Source organism: Duganella sp. FT27W, assembly GCF_009295655.1.
Taxonomy (GTDB): domain Bacteria; phylum Pseudomonadota; class Gammaproteobacteria; order Burkholderiales; family Burkholderiaceae_D; genus Rugamonas; species Rugamonas zoogloeoides.
Genome location: NZ_WHIV01000002.1, coordinates 491431 through 511452 on the forward strand (window position 1 = coordinate 491431; position 20022 = coordinate 511452).

Below are 20022 nucleotides of genomic sequence, written 5' to 3' on the forward strand. Positions count from 1 at the left end.
CTGTCGTGCCTGGGACTGAGTGCGGCTGCGCAGAACGCTGCAGCACGAACGACAACGATAATGACGACAACACCGGCACCGATCCGCTTCCTGCTCACCTTTGACGATGGCCCGGCCGCCGCGTCCAGCGGCAACTCCACCATGCGCATCCTCGAGACGCTGGCGCAGAACGGCCAGCAACGGGGCATCAAGGCGGTCTTCTTCACCCAGACCCGCGCCTGGCACGGCGGTGGCACCGACGTGGGCCGCGCCCTGATCCGGCGCGAACACGACGACGGCCACCTGGTGGCCCTGCACAGCGCCACCACCTTCCATTCCAACCACCGCTTCATGAGCAGCCAGGCGCTCGACGAATCGATGCAGGACGGCGTGGCAGACCTGCTGGCCATTACCGGCGTACCGCCGTCCCTGGTGCGCCCGCCGTTCTGGGCCTACAACGCCGACACCCTGCTCACGTATCACGCTTACGGCCTGCAGATGCTGCTCACCGACCTCAATGCCAACGACGGCAAGATCTACGGCATCAACTGGAGCTGGCACAAGCGCGCCAATATGCTCAAGCACCTGGCCGAGACGCGCGTGCGCTGGGCCGCCGGCCACATGCCGGAAGTCGATGGCGCCACGCCGGTGGTCGTGACCTTCCACGACGTCAATACCTATACCGCGCGCCACCTCGAGGAATACCTCGCGATCCTGGTGGACGTGGCGCGCGAACTCGATGTGCCGCTGGCGGCCAGGCCGTTTTACGATAGCCGCGAAGAACTCGAACGCGCCGCATTGGCCAGCACCGTGGCCGACGCCGCATCGCGGCCGCAACTGCCGGGCTTCTGGAACTGGCTCTGGCAATAAGGCTTCACGTCAGCGCCACCAGCTCGATCCCGGGCGCCTCATCCAGCCGGCGCGCACTGCACACCACCACCGACAATTCGTCGTGCGCGATCGTCACGCAGTGGCCCTCGGCCCCCAGCTTGAAGCGCGCTTCCTTTTCACTCCACAAGCGATAAAAGCCGTCGATGCGCCGCGCGGCGGGCAGCGCCTGCCACCGGGCGATCTCCTGCGCATCGAACGCCTGCGCAGCCAGCGCGTCGAGATCGCGGCTGGTGTCGAGCAGTTCGATATCGAGCCCCAGCCGGGTATGGGCGCTGACCGCGCAAGCGACCCAGCGGCCGCTGTGCGAAATCGAAAAACCGCCCTCGAACCCCTTGACGGCCGGCGCAGGGGCAGCGAGCAACGGCGCGCCGGCCACCTGCTCGTCCAATACGACCGCCCGCGCCGGCACGTTCAGCACCTGTCCCAACGCCATGCGCGCCAGCACCCGGCCGATGACGAACTGGCGCAGGCGCTGCGCGCGCGCAAAGCGCTGGCAGCGCGCCTGCTCGCCCGGCGCCAGCCACTCGCGCCAGCGCGGCAGATCGGCGTCGGGCACGGCGTCGGCATCGACCATGAGCAAGCTGGCGGTGGTCATCGACGCCTTACTTGGCCAGCTTGACGAAATCGGCCTTGAGCGCCACGCCGGCCATGATGGCGCCGTCGGCGCATTCATATTCGGTCACGCTGGAAAATTCCTGGTCCTTGAAGTTGGAGACGATATTCACCACCGCATCGGCGCCCAGTTCGTTGGCGCGCTTTTGCAGCGCCAGCATCGCCGACAGGAACACCCACTGGCAGGCCGTATCGGTCGATTTGTTAAAGCCGTTGGTGCGCTGGCTGGTCTTGTCGGTAGCGATCACGCTGGCGATTTTCGGCGTTTTCTGGCTGCCGAAATAAAACTTCACCGTATCGCCCAGGCGCTGCTGGGCGTTGTTGGCGGCCAGCGCATCGGCGATCGGCAGCTTGACCATGGTGTCGGCGGCAAAAGCATTGACCGACGTGACGGACGACGCGACCAGCAGTGCGGCGATGGCAAACATTTTTTTCATGATTAACCCTTTCTATTTGTCGTAGCGTTTGAAAATCAGGGAGGTGTTGATACCGCCAAAGGCGAAGTTATTCGACATCACATACTCGCATTGCAGCGCACGGCCCGCGCCGGCGATGTAGTCCAGTTGCGCGCACTCGCCGTCCAGGTGATCCAGGTTGATGGTGGGGGCGAACCAGCCCTCGCGCATCATCTCGATGCTGATCCACGCTTCCAGCGCGCCGCACGCGCCCAGCGTGTGGCCCATATAACTTTTCAGTGAACTGATCGGTGTGTTCGCTCCGAACACCGCCAGCGTGGCCTGCGATTCGGCGATATCGCCCTGCTGGGTGCCGGTACCGTGAGCGTTGATGTAACCGATGTCCTGCGGTTGCAGGCCGGCGTCGCGCAGCGCCAGGCGCATGGCTGTTTGCATGGTGGCCGCATTCGGTTGCGTGACGTGGCAGCCGTCGCTGTTGGTGCCGAAGCCCACCAGTTCGGCGTAGATGGTGGCGCCGCGCTGCTGCGCGTGTTCCAGGTCTTCGACGATCAGGCAGCCGGCGCCCTCGCCGATCACCAGGCCGTCGCGGCCCGCGTCGAACGGGCGTGGCGTGGTGTAGCCGGCGTCGTTGCGGGTGCTGGTGGCAAACAGCGTGTCGAATACCGCCGCCTCGGTTGCGCACAGCTCCTCGGCGCCGCCTGCCACCATCGCCAGCTGCTTGCCGGCGCGGATCGCCTCGTAGGCGTAGCCGATGCCCTGGCTGCCCGACGTGCAGGCGCTCGACGTGGTGATCACCCGGCCCGTAATGCCGAAGAACACGCCGATATTGACCGGCGCCGTGTGCGACATCATCTTGATGTACGTGGTGGCGTTGATACCCTTGGTGGTGCGCTCCTCCATCATGCGGCCAAAGTCGCCGATGGCGCTTGGCGTACCGGCGGACGAACCGAACGACACCCCCATGTCGCCACTTTGCAGCAGCGGGTGTTCGAGCAGGCCGGCGTCTTGCAGCGCCAGTTCGCTGGCGCGCGTGGCCATCAAGGCCACGCGGCCCATGCTGCGGATGGCCTTGCGGTTGTAGCGCGGCGTGAGTTCGAACGGCGCAGCGGGCGCGCCCAGGCGGGTGTTCAAGCCTTCGTAGTCTTCCCAGTCGGCCATGCGCACCACGGCGTTGCGATACTCGCCCAGGCGCGCGCGGATGGTGGCCCAGTCGTTGCCGATCGGGCTGATGCCGGCCATGCCGGTGACAGCGACGCGGCGGCTCATGCCAGGCCGCCGTTGACGGAGATGACCTGGCGCGTGATATAGCCCGCTTCCTCGCCGATCAGGAAACTGACGGCGGCAGCCACTTCTTCCGGCTTGCCCACGCGGCGCGCGGGAATCATCTTGAGCGCTTCGTCCATTGGCACGTCGCCGATCATGTCGGTCTCGATCAGCCCCGGCGCCACGCAGTTGACAGTGATGGCGCGCTTGGCCAGCTCCAGCGCCAGCGCCTTGGTGGCGCCAATGATGCCGGCCTTGGCGGCGCTGTAGTTGACCTGGCCGCGGTTACCGATCAGTCCCGACACCGACGCGAGGGTGACGATGCGCCCCGGTTTGCGGCGCTGGACCAGCGGCATCACCAAGGGATTGAGCACGTTGTAGAAGCCATCGAGATTGGTTTGCAGGACGATGTCCCAGTCCTCGCCCGACATGGCGGGGAACGCATTGTCGCGGGCCACGCCGGCATTGCACACCACGCCGTAGTAGCAGCCGTGTTCCGCGATATCGGCTTCGAGCGCAGCGGCGGTGGCGGCGCGGTCGCCGATATCGAACTGCAGCACGCGCACGGCGCGGCCCATGGCCGCGATGTCGGCGGCCACGGCGTCGGCTTCGGCACGCTGGCTGCGGCAATGGAGCACCACGTCGTAACCGTCGCGCGCCAGGCGCAGCGCGATCGCCTTGCCGATGCCGCGCGACGAACCCGTGACCAGCACGCTCATGGACTTATTCTGATTCATCCTGCTTTTCCATCTTCGAGAAATTGATTGACATTATCGGGCTGGAACACCGTCACCGTGGCGGTAGCCAGGGCCGGCGCACCTTGACCAGCATCGGCCACATCGGCTGCATCGATCCTGCAGTCGAAGGCGCCCAGCCCGTTTTCGCCTTGCAGCACACGATGTACATGCACGCGCAGCACGCTGCCCGGCACAAAATACGGCACGGCGGCCTGGTACTTGCGCGAGCCCAGCAGGAAGCCGACCTTTACCGCCTCGTCGCGCCGCAGGGCTTTCCAGCCCGCGTGCGCGGCGATCGCCTGCGCCATGTATTCGATGCCCACCCAGGCGCCCACGCCGTCGCCGGTGGCCAGCATGCTGCCGGCGTGGATGCGCACCTCGGCGCACAGGTTATCGTCATCCGCACTGACCACGCGGTCGAGCAGCACCATGGCGCCCGAGTGCGGCAGCAGATCGCGAACCGGTGGCAGCGGTGGCAGCGGTGGCAGCATCATGACACGCGCCCCAGCAGCAGCGCCGCGTTGGAGCCGCCAAAGGCAAAGGAGCTGCTCAGCACCCGCCGCAGCGGCCGGCCCAGCGCCGCGCCGGGCGCCACCAGGTTCAGGCGCGGCAGCTCGGGATCGGGCACGCCGTCCCACAAGTGCGGCGGCAGGCGCCCTTGCTGGTTATCGTCCTGCATCGCCAGCCAGCACAGCGCCGCTTCGATGGCGGCGGCCGCGCCCAGCGTGTGGCCCGTGAACGGTTTGGTCGAACTGACCGGCACCTCGGTGCCAAACAGTGCAGCGATCACGCGCGACTCCATGGCGTCGTTCTGCGGCGTGGCAGTGCCGTGCATATTGATGTAATCGACCTCACCGGCGGCAACGCCGGCACGTTGCAAGGCCTGCGTCATCGCCAGCGCGGCGCCGGCGCCGGTGGGATCGGGCGCGGACATATGATGGCCGTCGGACGATTCGCCCCAGCCCATCAGGGCAACCGATGTGTCGTCGTCTGCCTCGGCAGTCATCAGGAACAGCGCCGCCCCCTCGCCGATATTGATGCCGTAGCGGTTGGCGCTCATCGGGTTGCAGGGCGCCGCGCTCACCGATTCGAGCGACGCAAAGCCGGCCACCGTAAATGTGCACAGCGAATCGGCGCCGCCGGTCACCACGGCGTCGCACAAGCCCATTTTGATCAGGCGCGCGGCGCTGGCCATGGCCTTGGCGCTCGACGAACAGGCGCTCGAATGCGCGTAAGCCGGTCCGGCCACGCCCAGTTCGTGCGCCAGCATGACGGCCGGCGAACCCATTTCCTGGCGATCGTACTGGAAGTCGGCGGGCAGCGCGCCCTCGGTGGCGTACGCGCGGATCGCGTGCTCGGTCTCGCCGATGCCCGAGGTGCTGGTGCCGATCACCACGCCCACGCGGTCGGCGCCGTGGCGAGCGATGGCCGCATCGACGGCCGGGCGGATTTGCGCCAGCGCGGCCAATACCAGCGCGTTGTTGCGGCTTCGCAGGGCTGGCGGCAGGTGGTCCATCGACGGCAACTCGGTCAGCACCCGGCCCAGCGGCAGTTCGCGGTCGGGCGTCCAGGCGCGGGTGGGCGCCACGCCCGGTTCGCCGGCGAACAGGCGCGCCTTCACCTGCGCGTGGCCGGCGCCCAGTGCGCAAACGATGCCGCAGGCGTTAAGGTAGTAATTCGACATGTGTTTCAATCAATCGGCGGCAAACTGAATCGTGAGCTTATAGTGATATCGCAGGTTTTCCAAGACCACCGTGCCGCTCCAGCGCGGCTGGCCGCTGTAGACTATTTTCATGATAGCTTCGTCGTCGAGGTACAGCGTGCGGGTGGTGCCTTGCTCGGCAATGCGCCACCCGGCCGGCAGCGCGGCCGCCACCGCCTCGGCCGGCCACAACGTCAGTTGCATGTCTTCCAGCACATCCTCGGCCTTGACCTGCGACGGCAGCATGATATGGCGCCACGACGTCAGTTCCTTGCCGTCGTAATGCAGGGTGAGCACGCGCTGGCCCATGGCCAGGCCGACTACGTCGATCGCATCCGGCTCCACCTGCAAGGCCACGTCCATGTCGTCGGTGCGGCCAGCCCGTTCGACTTTCAGGTGCTGCTGCACGCTGATCGACGCACCCAGCGCGGCGGGCGGCAGCTTCAATCCGAGCCGGGCCTGCGGCGGCGGCGCGGTGGTGGCGCAGCCAGCCAATACCAGTGCCGCCAGCAACGCTGCGGCTTTGTGCATCAACCCGCGCATACCGCCTCCAACGCCGCCAGCCGGCGCGGCGTCTCTTTCACGTACGGGTTGGTCTGGTCCCACGCATAGCCGGCCAGGATCGACGCGATCATGCGCTTGATTTCCGGGCGCTGCTCCTGGTGGAAGATGATGGTCTGGAAGCCGCCCGCGTACCACGATTCGACAAAGGCGCGGAAGGTATCGACACCCTTGCGCAGCGGTGCGCCGTAGTCGACCTGCCAGTCCACGGTTTCGCCGGCGAACTGGCGCTGCAAGGCGGCTGCCGCCAGGCTGGCCGACTTGAAGGCGATGGTCACGCCCGACGAAAAGACCGGATCGAGGAACTCGCCGGCATTGCCGAGCAAGGCGTAGCCCTCGCCCCACAATTTATCGACGTTGGCCGAATAGCCGGTGATCTGGCGCGCCGGCGTATCCCACACGGCGTCGGCCAGCAGCGCATGCAGCGACGGTTCTTCCGCGATGATCGCCTGCAGCCGCTCGGTGGGCGTGCCCTGGTACTGGTCGAGGAAGCTGGTTTCGGCCACCACGCCCTGCGAGCAGCGCCCGCCGGCAAACGGGATGGTCCAGAACCACACGTTGCAATGCTTGGGGTGAACCGTCACGCGGATCTTGTTGCGGTCGAAGTGGGCGCCCCGGATGCCGTCTTCCACGTGGGTGAAGATGGCGCCGCGCACCGGGAAGTTCGATGGCGTTTCCAGCTTGAGCAGGCGTGGCAGAATGCGCCCGAAACCGCTGGCGTCGAGGATGAAGACGGCGCGCACCTGGTATTCGGTGCCGTCCGGCTTTTTGACGGTGACCAGCGCCGGTGCGCCATCCCGCCCCAGCACGATGTCGAGCACCTCGTGGCGGTAGCGTACCTCGGCGCCAAAGCGCTCGGCCTCTTTCGCCAGAATATGGTCGAAGTGGGCGCGCTGCACCTGGTACGTGGTGCCCCACCCTTTTGAATGCTTGTCGCGGAAATCGAAGTCCGTATAGCAGCCGTCGCGCATGAAGGCGGCACCATTCTTGAACTGGAAGCCCGCCTCCACCACCGCTTGCAGCATGCCGGCCTGCTCGAGGTACTCCATGCTTTGCGGGAGCAGGCTTTCGCCGATCGAAAAGCGCGGGAACTCTTCGCGCTCGATCACCAGCACCTGGCGGCCCTGCTGACGCAACAGCGCGGCGGCAACGGAACCGGCCGGGCCGGCGCCGACGATCAGGATTTCTACGGATTCAGGCGGTACGTCGTTCATCGCGCAGTTTATCAATGCATCAGACATGTTTGCTCTCGGAGGAGGAAGTGATGGTGGAGGTGGTGGTACCGAAACAGGGAACGATCAGCCAGACCAGCGCAGTCCCCAGCAGCATGGTCAGGCCGAACGCCTGCAAGGCCGGGGTATGGCTCAGGCCCAGCAGGCCAAACGACAAGATGGTATTCGCAGCCGACATGCCCACCGCCAGCCACGGCGTGTGGTCGCGTCGGTCCGGGTGTTCCTGCATGAAGATGCCGTAATCGACGCCTACGCCCAGCAGCAACATCAGCGCCAGCACGTGGAACAGCTGCAGGTTTTGCGAGGCAAAGCCAAGGATCGCCAGCGCGGCGATGCTGGCGATTGCCGTGGGCGCCAGCACGCGCCAGGTACGGCCGCGATAGCGCGGGAACAGCAGCACGAACACCACTGCGTACGCGCCCAGCACCACCCAGCTCATATTGACGCGATAGCGGCCCAGCACCGACGAAATCTCGGCCACCTTGTCCACCCACTGCACGCCCTGCACGCCATCGGCCGCACGCATCACCTGCGGCACGGCGGCCATGCCAAGGCCGCGCAGCGCCACGATGCTGGCGTAGCCGCCGTCGATCTGGCCCAGCCACAGGTGGCGCCACGGCTCGCTGGCCGGCGTTTTGAGGAAGTCGTCCATCGCCAGCGGCGCGCTGGACGCCAGCAGGCCGGTGCGGGTGGCGTCGATCCATGCGGCGTCCTCGCCGGTCTCGCGCGCCAGTCCCTGCAAGGGGCCATCGTCGCCCAGCAGTTTTTGTTCGATCAGCGCCCGGCGCGCGGTTTGCGTGGCGGCCGACGGCACCCAGTTCGACATGGCCTGGTAGCCGGAGATCTGCTTGCCGGCGATCAGCGGGTCGAGGCGCGCCTTCAGTTGTTCTTCGCGTTGCAGCACCTGTTCGGCCGACGGTGCACGCACCAGGAAGTACTGCACCGGCGTGGGCGCGTCGAGCAGCTTGCTCAACTTGATCTGGTCGGCGATCAGGTGCTTGGGCGGATTTTGCAGCAGGCGGATATCGTCGTTGGCGCCCAGGCGGCTCACGCCATAAGCGGCGGCCACCGCGAACACCAGCACCGCCACCAGCGTGGCGCGATTGAAGCGCAGCAGCGGCCAGGCGCGCAACGCGGCGCCGTAGCCACGCACCAGCGCCCCGCTTTTCAAGGTGCGGCTGCCGATCAGCGCCGGGAACCAGCACACCACCGTCAGCCACGCGAACACCAGCCCCAGCGCCGAGAACACCGCCATCTGGCGCAGGCCCGGGAACGGCGTCAGCGCCAGTCCCATGTAGCCGATCACCGCCGCCAGCAGCGTGAAGCACAGGCCCGGCATCAGGCGCCGCAGCAGCGCAGGCGAATCGAGTTGTTCGCCGGCGGCCAGGCGGTTGCACAGGAAGTAGATGCCGTAGTCCTGCGCCACGCCGATCAGGCTGGCGCCAAACACCAGCGTCATCAAATGGATCTGGCCGAACAGCAGCCAGCACACCGACAGCGCGCCGAGGAAACCCACGCCGATCGACAGCAGGATCAGCGAAATCGGCTTGAACGAGTGGAACGCAAACCACATCAGCGCGATGATGCCGAGCAGCGAGCCGATGCCGATGGTGGACACCTCGCCACTGGCCTGGGCGCTGGCATTGGCCGCGTGCAGGATCACGCCGGCCTGTATCAATTCAATTTTCGGCGCGGTGTTGCGGGCAGCATCTGCGGCCTGTTGCAGCAGCGGCAGCACGGTTTCCTGCGCCGTCATCGACAGCGCCGGCACTTTCAACGTCAACGGCAGCAGCACATACTGTTTGTGCGCATCGGCCACGAACAAATGGCCGTCGCGCGGACGCACCGGGGTTTCCTGGGCGCGCTCCTGCACCCAGCCGCCGAACAAACCGAACGGATCTTCCTGCCACGACCCGAGCTTGGGACCGCCGAAGGGGCTGTACAACTTGGCCAGCGCGGCGTCGAGCCAGTACTGCGCGGGCTGGGTACGCAGCTGCGCTTCCTGCTCGGCCGTCAGCAGGGTCAAGCGATGCTGCTGGAAGACCGACAGCCAGTCGTTCTGGGTTTGCTCGTCGATGGCAGCGGCCGCGAATAAATCGCTGCGCGTGCCAAGCACCGCCTGGTATGCATCGGCTGCGCGTTTGGCATCGGTCCATTCCTCGGCGCCGACCAGCACGATCACGCGCTGCTGGGCCGCATCGACCATGTGCGCGAACGACGCCTGCAACACCGGGTCGCGCTCCTGCACCGGCAGCAGCGCCATGATGTCGGTATCGGGCACGATGCGCTGCACCAGCCACAGGTAGGCGTTATGCCCGAGCAGCAGGCACACGGCCAGCGCCCACAGCGCCGCGAGTTGTCGGGTACGCGTCAAAACAGCGCCGCTTCCTCGGCGGTCAACGCCGATTCACCGGTCTTGATATCGGAGAAAACGATATTGGTGCGGTCGCCGCTGTTCTCGCTCATCACGATGTTTTTCACGTACGCGCCGCCTTCGAGCTTGATGGTGCCGATGGCCTTGTCCAGCGCCGCCTGTTTGGCCTTGAGCGATACGTTCCAGCTGGACGCGTCCACCGTGCCATCGACCTCGAACAGCGATTCGAGCTGCGCCAGGTCACCCGACAGCAGCGAGAACAGCACGTTGTTAATCATGCGCACGGTCGGCTCGGTCTTGGCGTCGAGCCGCATGGCCACGCGGTCGCCCTGGTAGTTGACGATTTCGTCGCGCGTGAGGCGCATCGTGCTCGGGAAGGGTTTCAGGGTACGCCACAACACCCCCTTGCCGGCCACCACGCAAAAGCGCCCATTGGAGGCCAGCGGCTTCTTCATGCCGGCCAGTGTCTTGGTCTGGTCGAAGCGGCCGCACATGATGGCCGGCTTGGCCAGCATGGCCTGGATTTTCGATACCTGCACCGCTGCTTGTGCCGGAAAGGTCGTCATGACCAGGGCAGCCACGGCCAGCGCGGCGCGTATCATTTTGCTTGCGTTCATACAGGTTCCAATCCCAGTTTTTCAAACAGCACCGGCGGCGACACGAAGCACATCTCTTTGGTCGCGATATCGACCGCCACCATGGTGGTGCTGGCACGGTTCAGGCGCTTGCCGGTTTCGGCGTCGGTGATCAGGTAATCGATCTTGAGGCGGTTTTCCCACTCGACGATATCGGCGCGCAGCTTGAGCTTCTGGCCGAATACGGCCGAGCCCACGTAGCGCAGCTGCATGTCGATCACGGGCCAGGCATAGCCCGACGCCTTCATCTGCGGGTAGTTGTAGCCGATCTTGTCGAGCAGCGCGCAGCGCACCACTTCCAGGTATTTCACGTAGCGACCGTGCCAGACGATTTCCATCGGATCGAGGTCGAAGAACTGCACCTGCATCTCCACTTCCGCAAACCAGCGGCTCTCTTTGGCCTTACGCATACAGGCTCCAGGCCTGGTCGCGGATACGGCCGATCAAGAGGCGCAGGTCCGGTTCCAGGCGGCGGTCTTCCACCACCGGCGCCACGTCCAGCCCCAGCGCTTCCTGCATCGCGGCCAATGCGGCCTGCGGCAGCACGTCGGGCGTCGCCTGGCAGCGCAGCCAGACGCCCTGGCGCACCGTGATCAGCAAGGCGGCCACCACCTGTTCGGTCAGTTCCAGCACGCGCAGGCAATCACGCGCAGCGATGGTGCCCATGCTGACCTTGTCCTGGTTGTGGCACTCGGTCGAGCGCGAGAACACCGACGCCGGCATGGTCAGCTTCAATGCTTCGGCGGTCCACGCCGAAGCGCTGATCTGCAAGGCTTTGAGGCCGTGGTTGATCGGCGCGCGGTCGCCGGTGGCGCCGGACAGGTTGGCCGGCAGGCCGTGGTTGTAGCGGCTGTCCACCAGCAGCGCCATTTGCCGGTCCAGCAGGTCGGCCAGGTTGGCCACCGCGTTCTTCATGCCGTCCATGGCAAAGGCGATATGGCCGCCATAGAAATGGCCGCCATGCAGCACGCGCTCGTTGTCGGCGTCGATCAGCGGATTGTCGTTGGCGCTGTTGAGTTCATTTTCGATCATGGTGCGGAACAGCGGCAGCGTATCGGCCAGCACGCCGATCACGTGCGGCGCGCAGCGGATCGAGTAGCGGTCCTGCAGGCGCTTGCCGTTGCGCTCCCACTCGGTGGTCGGCAGGTCGCTGCGCAGCCACGCCGCCACCTGCTGCATGCCGGCGTGCGGCTTGGCCGCGAACAGCACTTCGTCGAAGTGGTGGGCGTTGCCGTCCATCGCGAACGACGCCATGGCGGTGATGCGGGTGGACAGGCGCACCAGGTATTCGGCGCGGTCATAGGCCAGGCAGGCCAGCGCGGTCATCACGGCCGTGCCGTTCATGATCGCCAGGCCCTCTTTCGGACGCAGGCGCAGCGGCGTGATGCCCGCTTCCGCCAACGCCTGCGCTGCCGGCACCTGCACGCCGTCGCGCCACACTTCGCGCTCGCCGCACAGCACCGCCGCCAGGTACGACAAGGGTGTCAAGTCGCCGCTGGCGCCTACCGATCCTTCGGACGGGATCAGCGGCAGCAGGCCGGCGTCGAGCAGACGGGTGATTTGCAGCAGCAGCTCCACGCTCACGCCCGAGTAGCCCTTGGAGAGCGAGGCCAGACGAGAAGCCAGAATCGCCCGCGTTTGCGCCGGCGTGAAGTACTCGCCCAGGCCCACGCCGTGGTAGGTGTACAGGTGGTGCGGCAGCTCGGCCACCAATGCCGGCGGCACGGTCACGGTGCACGAGTCGCCGTAGCCGGTGGTTACACCGTAGATGGTGCCGTCTTCGCGCAGCAGGCGTTCGAGGAACTCGGCGCCGCGCGCGATGGCGCTGCGAAAGGCCGGATCGTCGGACAGTACGGCGGTCGCACGGCCATGGGCGATGTCGACGATGTCTTCGAGCGTGAGCCGCTCGCGGCTGAAGTGCACCGTGCGCGGCGATGGTTGAAGTCGGGCTGTGTCAGCGAGGTGCATCGGGAGATTCCAGTTCGGGTAAATGCCAAAAATCATAGAAGTTAAACCATTCCAGCGGCGCCTGCATCGTATGGTGCTCAAGCCGGCGCGCATAGTCGCCGGCCAGCTCGGCCAGCGCAGCGTCGCGGTCCTTGCGCGGAATGCGCACGCGTTCGCGGAACGTTTCGAAATAGACGTGCGCGCGGCCACCGCGGCGCATGGAAAAAATCAGGTACACCGGGCATTGCAGGATGCCGGCCAGGATGTGCGGTCCCACCGGGAACGGCGCCGGGGCGCCAAGAAAATCGGCAATCGCCACGCGGGGATTGTGCGAGACCGGCACGCGGTCGCCGGCGATCACCACGAATTCGCCGCGCGCCACGCGCTCGGACAGCAGCATGGCGGTGGCCGGCGACATCTCGGTCACCTGCATCAGATTGAGGCTGCTGTCCGGATTCAGGCTGGCCAGCATGTCGTTGAACGCCTGCGCGTGCTTGGTGTGCACCAGCACCGTGAGCTTGATGTCGTGGCGCTGGCGCGACAGCACGCGGCACAGTTCCAGGTTGCCCAGGTGGGCGCAGATCATCAGCCCGCCCTGCCCCGCCGCCACGGCGTCGGTAATCAGTTCGCCGCCGTGCAATTCCACGTCGTCCACCGGGTACAGGCCACCCCACAACAGCATCTTGTCGAGGATGCTCTCGCCGAACGCGGCGAAGTGGCGCATCACGCCCGGCAGCTTGCGTCCCGTGTGCGCCTGCATGCGGTCCAGGTAGTCGCGCGAAGCGCGCCGTGGCAGCGGTTTGGTAAGCACATACCAGGCCAGTACCGGGTACAGCACGATGCGAAACGGCCAGCGGCCGAACACCCGGCACACCCAGAACAGAAAACGCATGCCGGCGACGAAACTGATTTCGTTGATCGACGCCCAGTGCAGGCCGCGCGCGCTCATGCCGACCGCCACTTGCGCGCCAGCAGGCGCGGAATGCGCGGCAGCATGCCGAAGAACAGTTTGGTGTGCATCCACGAGATCTGCACATTGTCGCGCCACACGCGGAAATGCGAGACGCCGTCGGCCGGGTAGCTGACGCGGGTTGGCACGTTGACCACCCGCGCGCCTTCCCAGAAAAGGCGCACCAGGATGTCGGTGTCGAAGTTCATGCGCGCACCGATGTGCTGGCGCGCCACCAGCGCACTGACTGCGGCCACCGGGTAAACGCGAAAGCCGCACATGGAGTCGATAATGTCGAACGACAGCGTGTTGATCCAGACCCAGATGTGGGTGGCGTAGCGCCCGTACAAACGCGCCTTCGGCACCGATTCATCATATACCGGGTGGCCGACGATGATGGCTTGCGGGTGCACCTTCGCCTGCGCCAGGAACATGGGCACGTCGCCGGTCCGGTGCTGGCCGTCGGCATCGATTTGCAGCACATGCGTGTAGCCCAGTTGCGCCGCGCGCGCAAAACCGGCCAACACGGCGGCGCCCTTGCCCTGGTTGACGGCCAGGCGTACCAGCGTCACGCGCTGCGGGTGCGCCAGCGCCAGTTGATCGAGTACCGCCGCGCAGCCGCTGTTGCTGCCGTCATCGACCAGGATCACCGGCACACCATGCGCCAGCAAGCCATCGACGACGGTGGGGATCGCGTGTTCGTGGTTATACACGGGGACCACGATGCAGGGGTTGAACACGTCAGGCATTGTCCTGCTCCCCGGCCAGCATGATGCGCCCGCTCGAATGCTGGCTGCCTTCCGACACGTAGCGGAAATTCAGGCTGCCCTTGGCCGTGTCGTGCACCAGTTCGAGTTGCACCGCCATGTCCGGTCGCACCACCTGCTGGAACTTGAGCAGATTCACACCGGTGAAATTCGGCGGCAGCGTGAAGTACTGGCGGCCGTAATGCAGCGCCCACTCCACCTGCACCACGCCCGGCAGGATGGGCGCGACGTCGAAGTGGCCATCAAAGTACAGCAGGTCGGCCGGGGCTGTCACTTCCAGCAGCACGCGGTGTTCGTCGCGTTCGAGTTCGCGCACGTGCGGGAAAATCGGTCGAGGGACAGGCTGAGGGGCAGTTACCGGCGCTGGGGCAGCATCGAGCAACGCCTCCAGCGCTGCCAGCGTAGTCTTGCCCTGGGCGTTGACCGGCATGCGGTCGAGGTAGCGCCAGCGGCGCGGCAGGGCCACCGCAGCGACGGTGGCCGCCAGCGCTGCGCGCAGGCGGTTGTTGAGTGCCACCTTGCCTTCACGGGCCAGCAGTTCAGCGCCGGCAGCGGTAGGCACGACAAATGCCGCGATCCGCTGGCGGTCGCCAGTCGGCGCCACAACCGCTTGCGCGCCAGCGAGCGCCGCGCTTGTCACTGGCGTCGCCGGTGTCACTGACGTCGCCGACGCGGCATGCACTGCCGGCGTTGCAGCTGCCGGCTCGCACACGATGACACGCGCCTCGGCCGCCAGGCCCGACGCCAGCAAGGCCGCTTCCATCGCGGTGAGCGACACCCGCTTTTCCTCGATCTTGACAATACGGTCGCTGCGCCCGCGCAGCACGAAACCGGCATCAGCGGCATCACCGGCCGGCGCAGCGCGGTCGGCCAGCACCAGCCAGCTGTCGTCGGGCAGGTGCGGCGAGCGCACTTCCAGCGCGCCGTCCTTGCCCAATCGCCAGGCCACGGTAGGGAATGCGCGCCAGGCGTCGTCATCGAGATGGGCGCGCTGGCGCCAGGCCACGCCGCCGGTCTCCGAGCTGCCATACACTTCCACCGGCACCTTGCCCAGCAAGGCGCCAGTGGCCAGCGCGGTGTCCGGCGCCAGCGGACCGCCGGACGAGAACACGGCGCGCAGGTTGCGCGCGGCGCCCGACCAGTCCAGGTGTTCGGGCAGACGCTTCAGGTGCGCCGGGCTGGCCACCAGCACGCAGGCGCCAAACGCCAGCGCCGGCGCCAGCTCTTCGTGGAAACCCAGGCTCAGCGCATGCACCATGCGGCCCGTGGTCAACGGCCAGAGCACCTTGAACAGCAGGCCGTAGATATGCTGGTGCGACACCGTCGCCACGACCGCCGCGTCGCCGGCGGTGGCGCCGAACAGCTCGTCGAGCGTGGCCACTTCGCTGGCAATCTGCGACAGTTTTTTGGGGATGGCCTGCGGTTCGCCGGTGCTGCCCGAGGTGAACACCACCAGCGCCGGCGCATCCACATCGAGCGCGCCGGCTGGCAGCGCGCCCTCGTGTGCGTGGTTAGACTGATCCGGCTGCAACGGCGCCAGCGCCGCCGGATACTGACCCAGGAAGCCATCGACGGAACCCCGCAACGCCGCGCACGTGGCGTCGAGCGTATCGGCGCCGAGCCAGATGGTTTTGCCGGCATGCCAGGCGCCCAGCAGCGCCGCGCCGAAATCGATGCTGTCTTCGAGGTACAAGGCAAAGTTGGCGCCCGCTTGCGCGCGCAGCAGCGCATGCCAGGCGCCGGCACGGGCCAGAAAATCGGCAGTGGTCACCAGCGCGCCGGCGCGCCAGCCCACCGAAGCGGCAGCGGGCCGCGCCGCCAGGGCTGCGGCCAGGTTGTCGAGCGGCGTAGAAAACAGGTCAGACATGGTGCAAGCGCTTGAACCTCAGGCGCACCAGGTATTCGGCGCCGAACAGGACCGCCATCAGCGCGTACGACACCACGCCCGTGTACAGCGACCACACAGCCTCGCTGGCCCACAGCGCGGTACCGAGCGCGATGGCGCCGTTAATGATGAAAAAGCCGCACCATACCTTGGTGACGGTGCGCATATACGCTTGCGCCGGCGGCGGGAAATCTTCGCCGCGCAGGCGCGCCATGCGCTCGACCGCCGACATCGGCGTGGTGAGGCTGTAGGCAAAGCCGCCCAGCATGGCGGCGCTTACCAGCACCGGGTAGAGTTTGAGCGGCAGCAGCAGGTTGCTCCAGATGGCGCAGGCCACCAGCGCCAGCGCGCCGGCCACCGACCAGCGCGCGGCGCCCGACAGCCGCAGCGACGGCAGGCGCGTGACGGCGGCGGCCAGCAGCAGCATGGCCAGCCAGCGCGGCTCCACCTTGCCATGTCCGAGCCAGATCGCCAGCGGATACAGCAGCGTCAACGCCACTGTCAGTGCAGTCATCAACATCGGGTTACGCAGGCTCCGTCATCCCGGCCAGCGCATCGACGACGTCGCCGATGGTGCGGATGGTCTTGAAGACTTCGGGTTGCAGGCGCTTGCCGGTCAGCTGCTTGAGCTTGACGGCCAGGTCCACCGCGTCGATGCTGTCGATATCGAGATCGGAATACAGGTTGGAATCGGCGGTAAGCTGCGCCTTGTCCAACTCGAACATCTCGGCCAGCAGATCGATGACCCACTGCTGCAACTGCTCTTTGCTCATCGCGTTCAAATCAATCATGTCGTGCTCCCTTATTTCTTGCGGTGGGTCGCGATCATCGCCGCCAGCGCCTGCACCGAGGCGAAGTGGCGGCGGGTGTCCTCCGAATCGGCGGACAGGGAAATGCCGTACTGCTTTTGCAGCGCCACGCCCAGTTCCAGCGCGTCGATCGAATCGAGGCCGAGGCCTTCGACGAACAGCGGCGCAGCGCTGTCGATGTCGTCGGGGGTGATGTCTTCCAGTTGCAGGACATCGATGATCAGTTGTTTCACTTCCAGTTCAAGCATGGCTTCGGTACTTCCCCGTAAAATAATTTTGTAAAAATTCTGTCACCTGGCGCGCCGCCAGCACTTCGCTCGCGCCCTCGCCGATAAAGCCGGCAATCGCCACATCATCCTGCACGTCGATGCGCAGCAGTACCCGGCGCGGCGGCACTTGCCACCATTTTTCGCCTTTGCCCAGCGTGGGCGGATCGCAGCGGATCAGCACCGGCGTGATATCGCGCGCACCGCGCACGGCGATATTGGCGGCGCCGCGCTTCAAGGCGATCACGCCATCGGCGCCGGTGCGCGTCCCCTCGGGGAACACGATCAGGTTGTTGCCACGCCTGAGCGAGGCGATACAATCGTCCACCAGTTCGGCGCCGCCGGCATTGCTGATGTAACCGGCCGCCCGCACCGGCCCGCCCGTAAACGGGTTGTTCCACAACGCGCCCTTGACGATGCAGTCGGCGTTTTTCACGAACGCCATCAGGAACACCGTGTCGATCAAAGTCGGATGGTTGGCCAGGATCAGCAAACCGCCCCGCTCCAGCTTTTCCAGCCCGGTGATCTCGTAGCGCAGCACACCGAGCGCGCGCATCATGTCCACGTAAGCGCGGAAAGCGCGCCGGATGATTTCGCGCGCCGCGCGCACCCGCCGCTCCGGTTGACGCACCAGCACATTCAACAGCGGGAACACCAGCACCCGCATCAGCACCCCGCCGATGCCGAACACCGCGAAGCTCAATCCGGTCGCCAGCACCCGCCAGCAGCGCGACAAGCCGGCCAGCATCGCCTCAGGCTCCGGCTGCGTGGACACCGGCGTCGCCATTACCGCGCGCCCAGTGCCAGCGCAGGCGGCCGTCGCAGCGTTCCATGGCCGCCGCGCCACCGAGGTGGAAGCGCGCCACCGCCAGCCCGCCCGGCAAATCGACGTTCGCCGCATCGGCACTGGCGGACCAGCGCAGCGTGACGGAAACGCAGGCCGCCGGTGCGCAAGCTACCGAAGCATCGGCCGCCGATGCGCCGGCCGCCGGGTCGCCGGCCGCAGGATCGCCTGCCGCAGGCTCCACCACCGGCGCGGTCAGCAACCACGCCCACGCGTGCGCCTGCTCGACACCGTCGCGAAACGGCATGAACAGTTCCGGCAGCGGCGCGTCGCACGCGACCAGCAGCACCGAGGCGGCGCCGTCGGCCAGCAAGCCGCACGCCTCGATCACCGCGTGTTCGATGGTGGCGCCGCCGGCCGCCAGCGCAATATGGTTGGCGCGGTCCTTGCGGGCGATCGTCAGCAGGCCGACATGGGCGTTATGGACCGACATGCTGAACGCAGTGGGCGACAGCGGTTCGCCGCGCGCCAGGTCGGACAGCAATTCCACCGCCCGGGCCACCTCGCCATGGCGCGAACAAAACACGACGGGAACATCGGTGCGGCCATCCAGGCATTCGTATGCCACTTCCAGCGCCATCTTGCCGAAGAAGCCGGCGCGGCGGCGCAACATGGGCGGCATCGCTTTTACTCCCGGCTCTTCGCCGAGGATGATCGGCGCGGCCACCGGCGCCTGTGCCCATTGCGTCCACGCAGCCAGCGTGGTCAGTCCCGGCGCCCAGTAAGCGTGGCGGGCAATGGAAAAAGTGACGCCATCGTTGCGCATGTTGACAATAAATCCAGAGCGTTGAGATTGGGGAGGGTACGAACTCGCGCTCACATGCCTGCAAAAATGCCCGCCGAGGTACGGGTGAAATTATAAACGACTGCCCTCTGCCCATAGTATAGTAAATATCTACGAGGCAACTTAATTGGGGTTTTCTTGTTCTTTTTTGTGCAACCTCAAGCGCAAATTCTCACCGAATGTCACAAATCAAGGAAAAATGACGAAAAAAAATGGCGGTTCGCGCAATTGCGGCACCGCCAGTTAAGCCAGGAATAAGAAACCCTGTATCAATTCGACATCAGAATACCCACAGCTTGTCGGCCGGCATTTGCAACCAGTAACGCCCCGGTTCGAGCTTGTATTTCGAGTAGGCGCGCAGTCCCGCCGCGCTGCTGTCGGGCGACTTGAACAGGCACTCGAAGCGGTCGCCCAGGTACATGCAGGTCAGCAGCGGCATTTCGATGGCGTTGTCTACCGCCGTGGCGCTGATTTTCACCTCTTCCACGCGGATGATGGTGGTGGGCTCCGCGCCAGCCTGGCCGGCGCCGCGCGCGGTGCCCGTCAACCGGGAACCGTTCACGTCGAGCTGCACGTGGCTGCCGTCGCGCCCCACCACTTTGGCCGGCAGCTTGTTGTTACTGCCCATGAACTCGGCGGTGAACAGCGTTTCCGGCGTTTCGTACATGCTTTGCGGCGTGCCTTGCTGCTCGATCTTGCCGTTATTGAGCAGCAGGATGCGGTCCGAGATCGCCATCGCCTCGGCCTGGTCGTGGGTGACCATCAGCGCCGAGAGCCCCAGGCGCACGATCAGTTCGCGCAGGAAAGCGCGCGCCTCTTCGCGCAGCTTGGCGTCGAGGTTGGACAGCGGCTCGTCGAGCAGGATCACCGGTGGGTTGTACACCAGCGCGCGGGCGATCGCCACACGCTGCTGCTGGCCGCCCGACAGCTGGTGCGGATAGCGTTCGGCCAGGTGGCCCAGGCCCAGGTTCTTCAGCACATCGGCCACCTTGTCCTTGATCTCGGCCGCGCCCATCTTGCGCAACTTGAGGCCATAGGCGACGTTGTCGAACACGGTCTTGTGCGGCCACAGCGCATAGGACTGGAACACCAGGCCCAGGTTGCGGTGCTCGGCCGCCAGCTCGAAGTTCCTGGCGCCGTCGTACACGGCGCGGTCGCCGATGGCGATGGTGCCCTGCTTGGGGCTTTCCAGCCCCGCCACCGCGCGCAGCAAGGTGGTCTTGCCGCTGCCCGAAGGGCCGAGCAGCGCCACCACTTCGCCTTTTTGCAGGTGCATCGATACGCCCTTCAGGATCGGGTTGGCGGTGGCGCCGGTGCCGTAGTCGAGGTGCAGGTCGTTGACAGTGAGTTCATTCATGGTCAGGTCTCG

Annotated in this window: 22 protein-coding genes; 1 reads left to right on the forward strand and 21 read right to left on the reverse strand. The window is 66.1% G+C overall.

Annotated elements, in window-relative coordinates:
• Positions 1 to 60: 60 nt before the first annotated feature.
• Positions 61 to 849, forward strand: a complete 789-nt coding sequence (locus F8197_RS08395) for a polysaccharide deacetylase family protein (RefSeq protein ID WP_227012162.1) — start codon at positions 61 to 63, stop codon at positions 847 to 849.
• Between the two features lie 4 nt (positions 850 to 853).
• Here the strand turns inward: F8197_RS08395 and F8197_RS08400 are convergent, their stop codons facing one another.
• The 21 genes from F8197_RS08400 to F8197_RS08500 form a co-directional block, all read right to left on the reverse strand.
• Positions 854 to 1465 (reverse strand): 4'-phosphopantetheinyl transferase superfamily protein, encoded by a 612-nt coding sequence (locus tag F8197_RS08400; RefSeq protein WP_152881502.1) that lies wholly within the window; start codon positions 1463 to 1465, stop codon positions 854 to 856.
• A 7-nt stretch (positions 1466 to 1472) separates the two neighbouring features.
• The gene (locus F8197_RS08405; protein ID WP_152881503.1) at positions 1473 to 1919 is read right to left on the reverse strand and encodes an excinuclease ATPase subunit; all 447 of its coding nucleotides are present in this window, start codon (positions 1917 to 1919) and stop codon (positions 1473 to 1475) included.
• Between the two features lie 12 nt (positions 1920 to 1931).
• Positions 1932 to 3164: a beta-ketoacyl-ACP synthase gene (locus F8197_RS08410; RefSeq protein WP_152881504.1), complete on the reverse strand. Its 1233-nt coding sequence runs from the start codon at positions 3162 to 3164 to the stop codon at positions 1932 to 1934.
• A complete protein-coding gene (locus F8197_RS08415; RefSeq protein WP_152881505.1) occupies positions 3161 to 3898 on the reverse strand; it encodes a 3-ketoacyl-ACP reductase FabG2 in 738 nt (245 codons plus the stop codon). The genes F8197_RS08410 and F8197_RS08415 overlap by 4 nt, the downstream gene beginning before the upstream one ends.
• Entirely contained in the window at positions 3895 to 4392 is a 498-nt protein-coding gene (locus F8197_RS08420) for a 3-hydroxylacyl-ACP dehydratase (protein ID WP_152881506.1), read from the reverse strand. Before F8197_RS08420 ends, F8197_RS08415 begins: the two co-directional genes overlap by 4 nt.
• Positions 4389 to 5582, reverse strand: a complete 1194-nt coding sequence (locus F8197_RS08425; RefSeq protein WP_152881507.1) for a beta-ketoacyl-ACP synthase — start codon at positions 5580 to 5582, stop codon at positions 4389 to 4391. Before F8197_RS08425 ends, F8197_RS08420 begins: the two co-directional genes overlap by 4 nt.
• Positions 5583 to 5591: 9 nt before the next feature.
• The gene (locus F8197_RS08430) at positions 5592 to 6131 is read right to left on the reverse strand and encodes a DUF3261 domain-containing protein (RefSeq protein ID WP_229204949.1); all 540 of its coding nucleotides are present in this window, start codon (positions 6129 to 6131) and stop codon (positions 5592 to 5594) included.
• Positions 6131 to 7375: an NAD(P)/FAD-dependent oxidoreductase gene (locus tag F8197_RS08435; protein ID WP_152881509.1), complete on the reverse strand. Its 1245-nt coding sequence runs from the start codon at positions 7373 to 7375 to the stop codon at positions 6131 to 6133. Before F8197_RS08435 ends, F8197_RS08430 begins: the two co-directional genes overlap by 1 nt.
• Positions 7376 to 7394: 19 nt before the next feature.
• Positions 7395 to 9767, reverse strand: a complete 2373-nt coding sequence (locus F8197_RS08440; protein WP_152881510.1) for an MMPL family transporter — start codon at positions 9765 to 9767, stop codon at positions 7395 to 7397.
• Entirely contained in the window at positions 9764 to 10384 is a 621-nt protein-coding gene (locus F8197_RS08445; protein WP_056139234.1) for an outer membrane lipoprotein carrier protein LolA, read from the reverse strand. The genes F8197_RS08440 and F8197_RS08445 overlap by 4 nt, the downstream gene beginning before the upstream one ends.
• Positions 10381 to 10812: a thioesterase family protein gene (locus F8197_RS08450; protein WP_152881511.1), complete on the reverse strand. Its 432-nt coding sequence runs from the start codon at positions 10810 to 10812 to the stop codon at positions 10381 to 10383. Before F8197_RS08450 ends, F8197_RS08445 begins: the two co-directional genes overlap by 4 nt.
• Positions 10805 to 12370, reverse strand: a complete 1566-nt coding sequence (gene hutH / locus F8197_RS08455) for a histidine ammonia-lyase (RefSeq protein ID WP_152881512.1) — start codon at positions 12368 to 12370, stop codon at positions 10805 to 10807. Before hutH ends, F8197_RS08450 begins: the two co-directional genes overlap by 8 nt.
• Positions 12357 to 13298: an acyltransferase gene (locus F8197_RS08460; RefSeq protein WP_152881513.1), complete on the reverse strand. Its 942-nt coding sequence runs from the start codon at positions 13296 to 13298 to the stop codon at positions 12357 to 12359. The genes hutH and F8197_RS08460 overlap by 14 nt, the downstream gene beginning before the upstream one ends.
• Positions 13295 to 14047 (reverse strand): glycosyltransferase family 2 protein, encoded by a 753-nt coding sequence (locus tag F8197_RS08465; protein ID WP_152881514.1) that lies wholly within the window; start codon positions 14045 to 14047, stop codon positions 13295 to 13297. The genes F8197_RS08460 and F8197_RS08465 overlap by 4 nt, the downstream gene beginning before the upstream one ends.
• Positions 14040 to 15932, reverse strand: a complete 1893-nt coding sequence (locus tag F8197_RS08470) for an AMP-binding protein (protein WP_152881515.1) — start codon at positions 15930 to 15932, stop codon at positions 14040 to 14042. Before F8197_RS08470 ends, F8197_RS08465 begins: the two co-directional genes overlap by 8 nt.
• A complete protein-coding gene (locus tag F8197_RS08475; protein WP_019922591.1) occupies positions 15925 to 16470 on the reverse strand; it encodes a hypothetical protein in 546 nt (181 codons plus the stop codon). The genes F8197_RS08470 and F8197_RS08475 overlap by 8 nt, the downstream gene beginning before the upstream one ends.
• Before the next feature lie 4 nt (positions 16471 to 16474).
• Positions 16475 to 16741, reverse strand: a complete 267-nt coding sequence (locus F8197_RS08480) for an acyl carrier protein (protein WP_152881516.1) — start codon at positions 16739 to 16741, stop codon at positions 16475 to 16477.
• Positions 16742 to 16752: 11 nt separating this feature from the next.
• The gene (locus F8197_RS08485; RefSeq protein ID WP_019922593.1) at positions 16753 to 17007 is read right to left on the reverse strand and encodes a phosphopantetheine-binding protein; all 255 of its coding nucleotides are present in this window, start codon (positions 17005 to 17007) and stop codon (positions 16753 to 16755) included.
• Positions 17000 to 17773, reverse strand: coding sequence for a 1-acyl-sn-glycerol-3-phosphate acyltransferase (locus F8197_RS08490; protein ID WP_152882003.1), 774 nt, complete (start codon positions 17771 to 17773; stop codon positions 17000 to 17002). The genes F8197_RS08485 and F8197_RS08490 overlap by 8 nt, the downstream gene beginning before the upstream one ends.
• Positions 17774 to 17777: 4 nt before the next feature.
• Positions 17778 to 18635, reverse strand: a complete 858-nt coding sequence (locus tag F8197_RS08495) for a beta-ketoacyl synthase chain length factor (RefSeq protein ID WP_152881517.1) — start codon at positions 18633 to 18635, stop codon at positions 17778 to 17780.
• 298 nt (positions 18636 to 18933) lie between these two features.
• Positions 18934 to 20010, reverse strand: coding sequence for an ABC transporter ATP-binding protein (locus F8197_RS08500; protein WP_152881518.1), 1077 nt, complete (start codon positions 20008 to 20010; stop codon positions 18934 to 18936).
• Positions 20011 to 20022: the final 12 nt, after the last annotated feature.

Excerpts from the sequence above, each read along its gene's own strand:
- F8197_RS08470 (WP_152881515.1), bottom strand. The coding sequence starts at position 15,932 with ATGTCTGACCTGTTTTCTACGCCGCTCGACAACCTGGCCGCAGCCCTG.
- F8197_RS08395 (WP_227012162.1), top strand. The coding sequence starts at position 61 with ATGACGACAACACCGGCACCGATCCGCTTCCTGCTCACCTTTGACGAT.
- F8197_RS08415 (WP_152881505.1), bottom strand. The coding sequence starts at position 3,898 with ATGAATCAGAATAAGTCCATGAGCGTGCTGGTCACGGGTTCGTCGCGC.
- F8197_RS08405 (WP_152881503.1), bottom strand. The coding sequence starts at position 1,919 with ATGAAAAAAATGTTTGCCATCGCCGCACTGCTGGTCGCGTCGTCCGTC.
- F8197_RS08460 (WP_152881513.1), bottom strand. The coding sequence starts at position 13,298 with ATGAGCGCGCGCGGCCTGCACTGGGCGTCGATCAACGAAATCAGTTTC.
- F8197_RS08445 (WP_056139234.1), bottom strand. The coding sequence starts at position 10,384 with ATGAACGCAAGCAAAATGATACGCGCCGCGCTGGCCGTGGCTGCCCTG.
- F8197_RS08425 (WP_152881507.1), bottom strand. The coding sequence starts at position 5,582 with ATGTCGAATTACTACCTTAACGCCTGCGGCATCGTTTGCGCACTGGGC.
- F8197_RS08485 (WP_019922593.1), bottom strand. The coding sequence starts at position 17,007 with ATGCTTGAACTGGAAGTGAAACAACTGATCATCGATGTCCTGCAACTG.
- F8197_RS08435 (WP_152881509.1), bottom strand. The coding sequence starts at position 7,375 with ATGAACGACGTACCGCCTGAATCCGTAGAAATCCTGATCGTCGGCGCC.
- F8197_RS08500 (WP_152881518.1), bottom strand. The coding sequence starts at position 20,010 with ATGAATGAACTCACTGTCAACGACCTGCACCTCGACTACGGCACCGGC.
- F8197_RS08465 (WP_152881514.1), bottom strand. The coding sequence starts at position 14,047 with ATGCCTGACGTGTTCAACCCCTGCATCGTGGTCCCCGTGTATAACCAC.
- F8197_RS08495 (WP_152881517.1), bottom strand. The coding sequence starts at position 18,635 with ATGCGCAACGATGGCGTCACTTTTTCCATTGCCCGCCACGCTTACTGG.
- F8197_RS08430 (WP_229204949.1), bottom strand. The coding sequence starts at position 6,131 with ATGCACAAAGCCGCAGCGTTGCTGGCGGCACTGGTATTGGCTGGCTGC.
- F8197_RS08410 (WP_152881504.1), bottom strand. The coding sequence starts at position 3,164 with ATGAGCCGCCGCGTCGCTGTCACCGGCATGGCCGGCATCAGCCCGATC.
- F8197_RS08450 (WP_152881511.1), bottom strand. The coding sequence starts at position 10,812 with ATGCGTAAGGCCAAAGAGAGCCGCTGGTTTGCGGAAGTGGAGATGCAG.
- F8197_RS08475 (WP_019922591.1), bottom strand. The coding sequence starts at position 16,470 with ATGTTGATGACTGCACTGACAGTGGCGTTGACGCTGCTGTATCCGCTG.
- F8197_RS08420 (WP_152881506.1), bottom strand. The coding sequence starts at position 4,392 with ATGATGCTGCCACCGCTGCCACCGCTGCCACCGGTTCGCGATCTGCTG.
- hutH (WP_152881512.1), bottom strand. The coding sequence starts at position 12,370 with ATGCACCTCGCTGACACAGCCCGACTTCAACCATCGCCGCGCACGGTG.
- F8197_RS08480 (WP_152881516.1), bottom strand. The coding sequence starts at position 16,741 with ATGATTGATTTGAACGCGATGAGCAAAGAGCAGTTGCAGCAGTGGGTC.
- F8197_RS08490 (WP_152882003.1), bottom strand. The coding sequence starts at position 17,773 with ATGCTGGCCGGCTTGTCGCGCTGCTGGCGGGTGCTGGCGACCGGATTG.
- F8197_RS08400 (WP_152881502.1), bottom strand. The coding sequence starts at position 1,465 with ATGACCACCGCCAGCTTGCTCATGGTCGATGCCGACGCCGTGCCCGAC.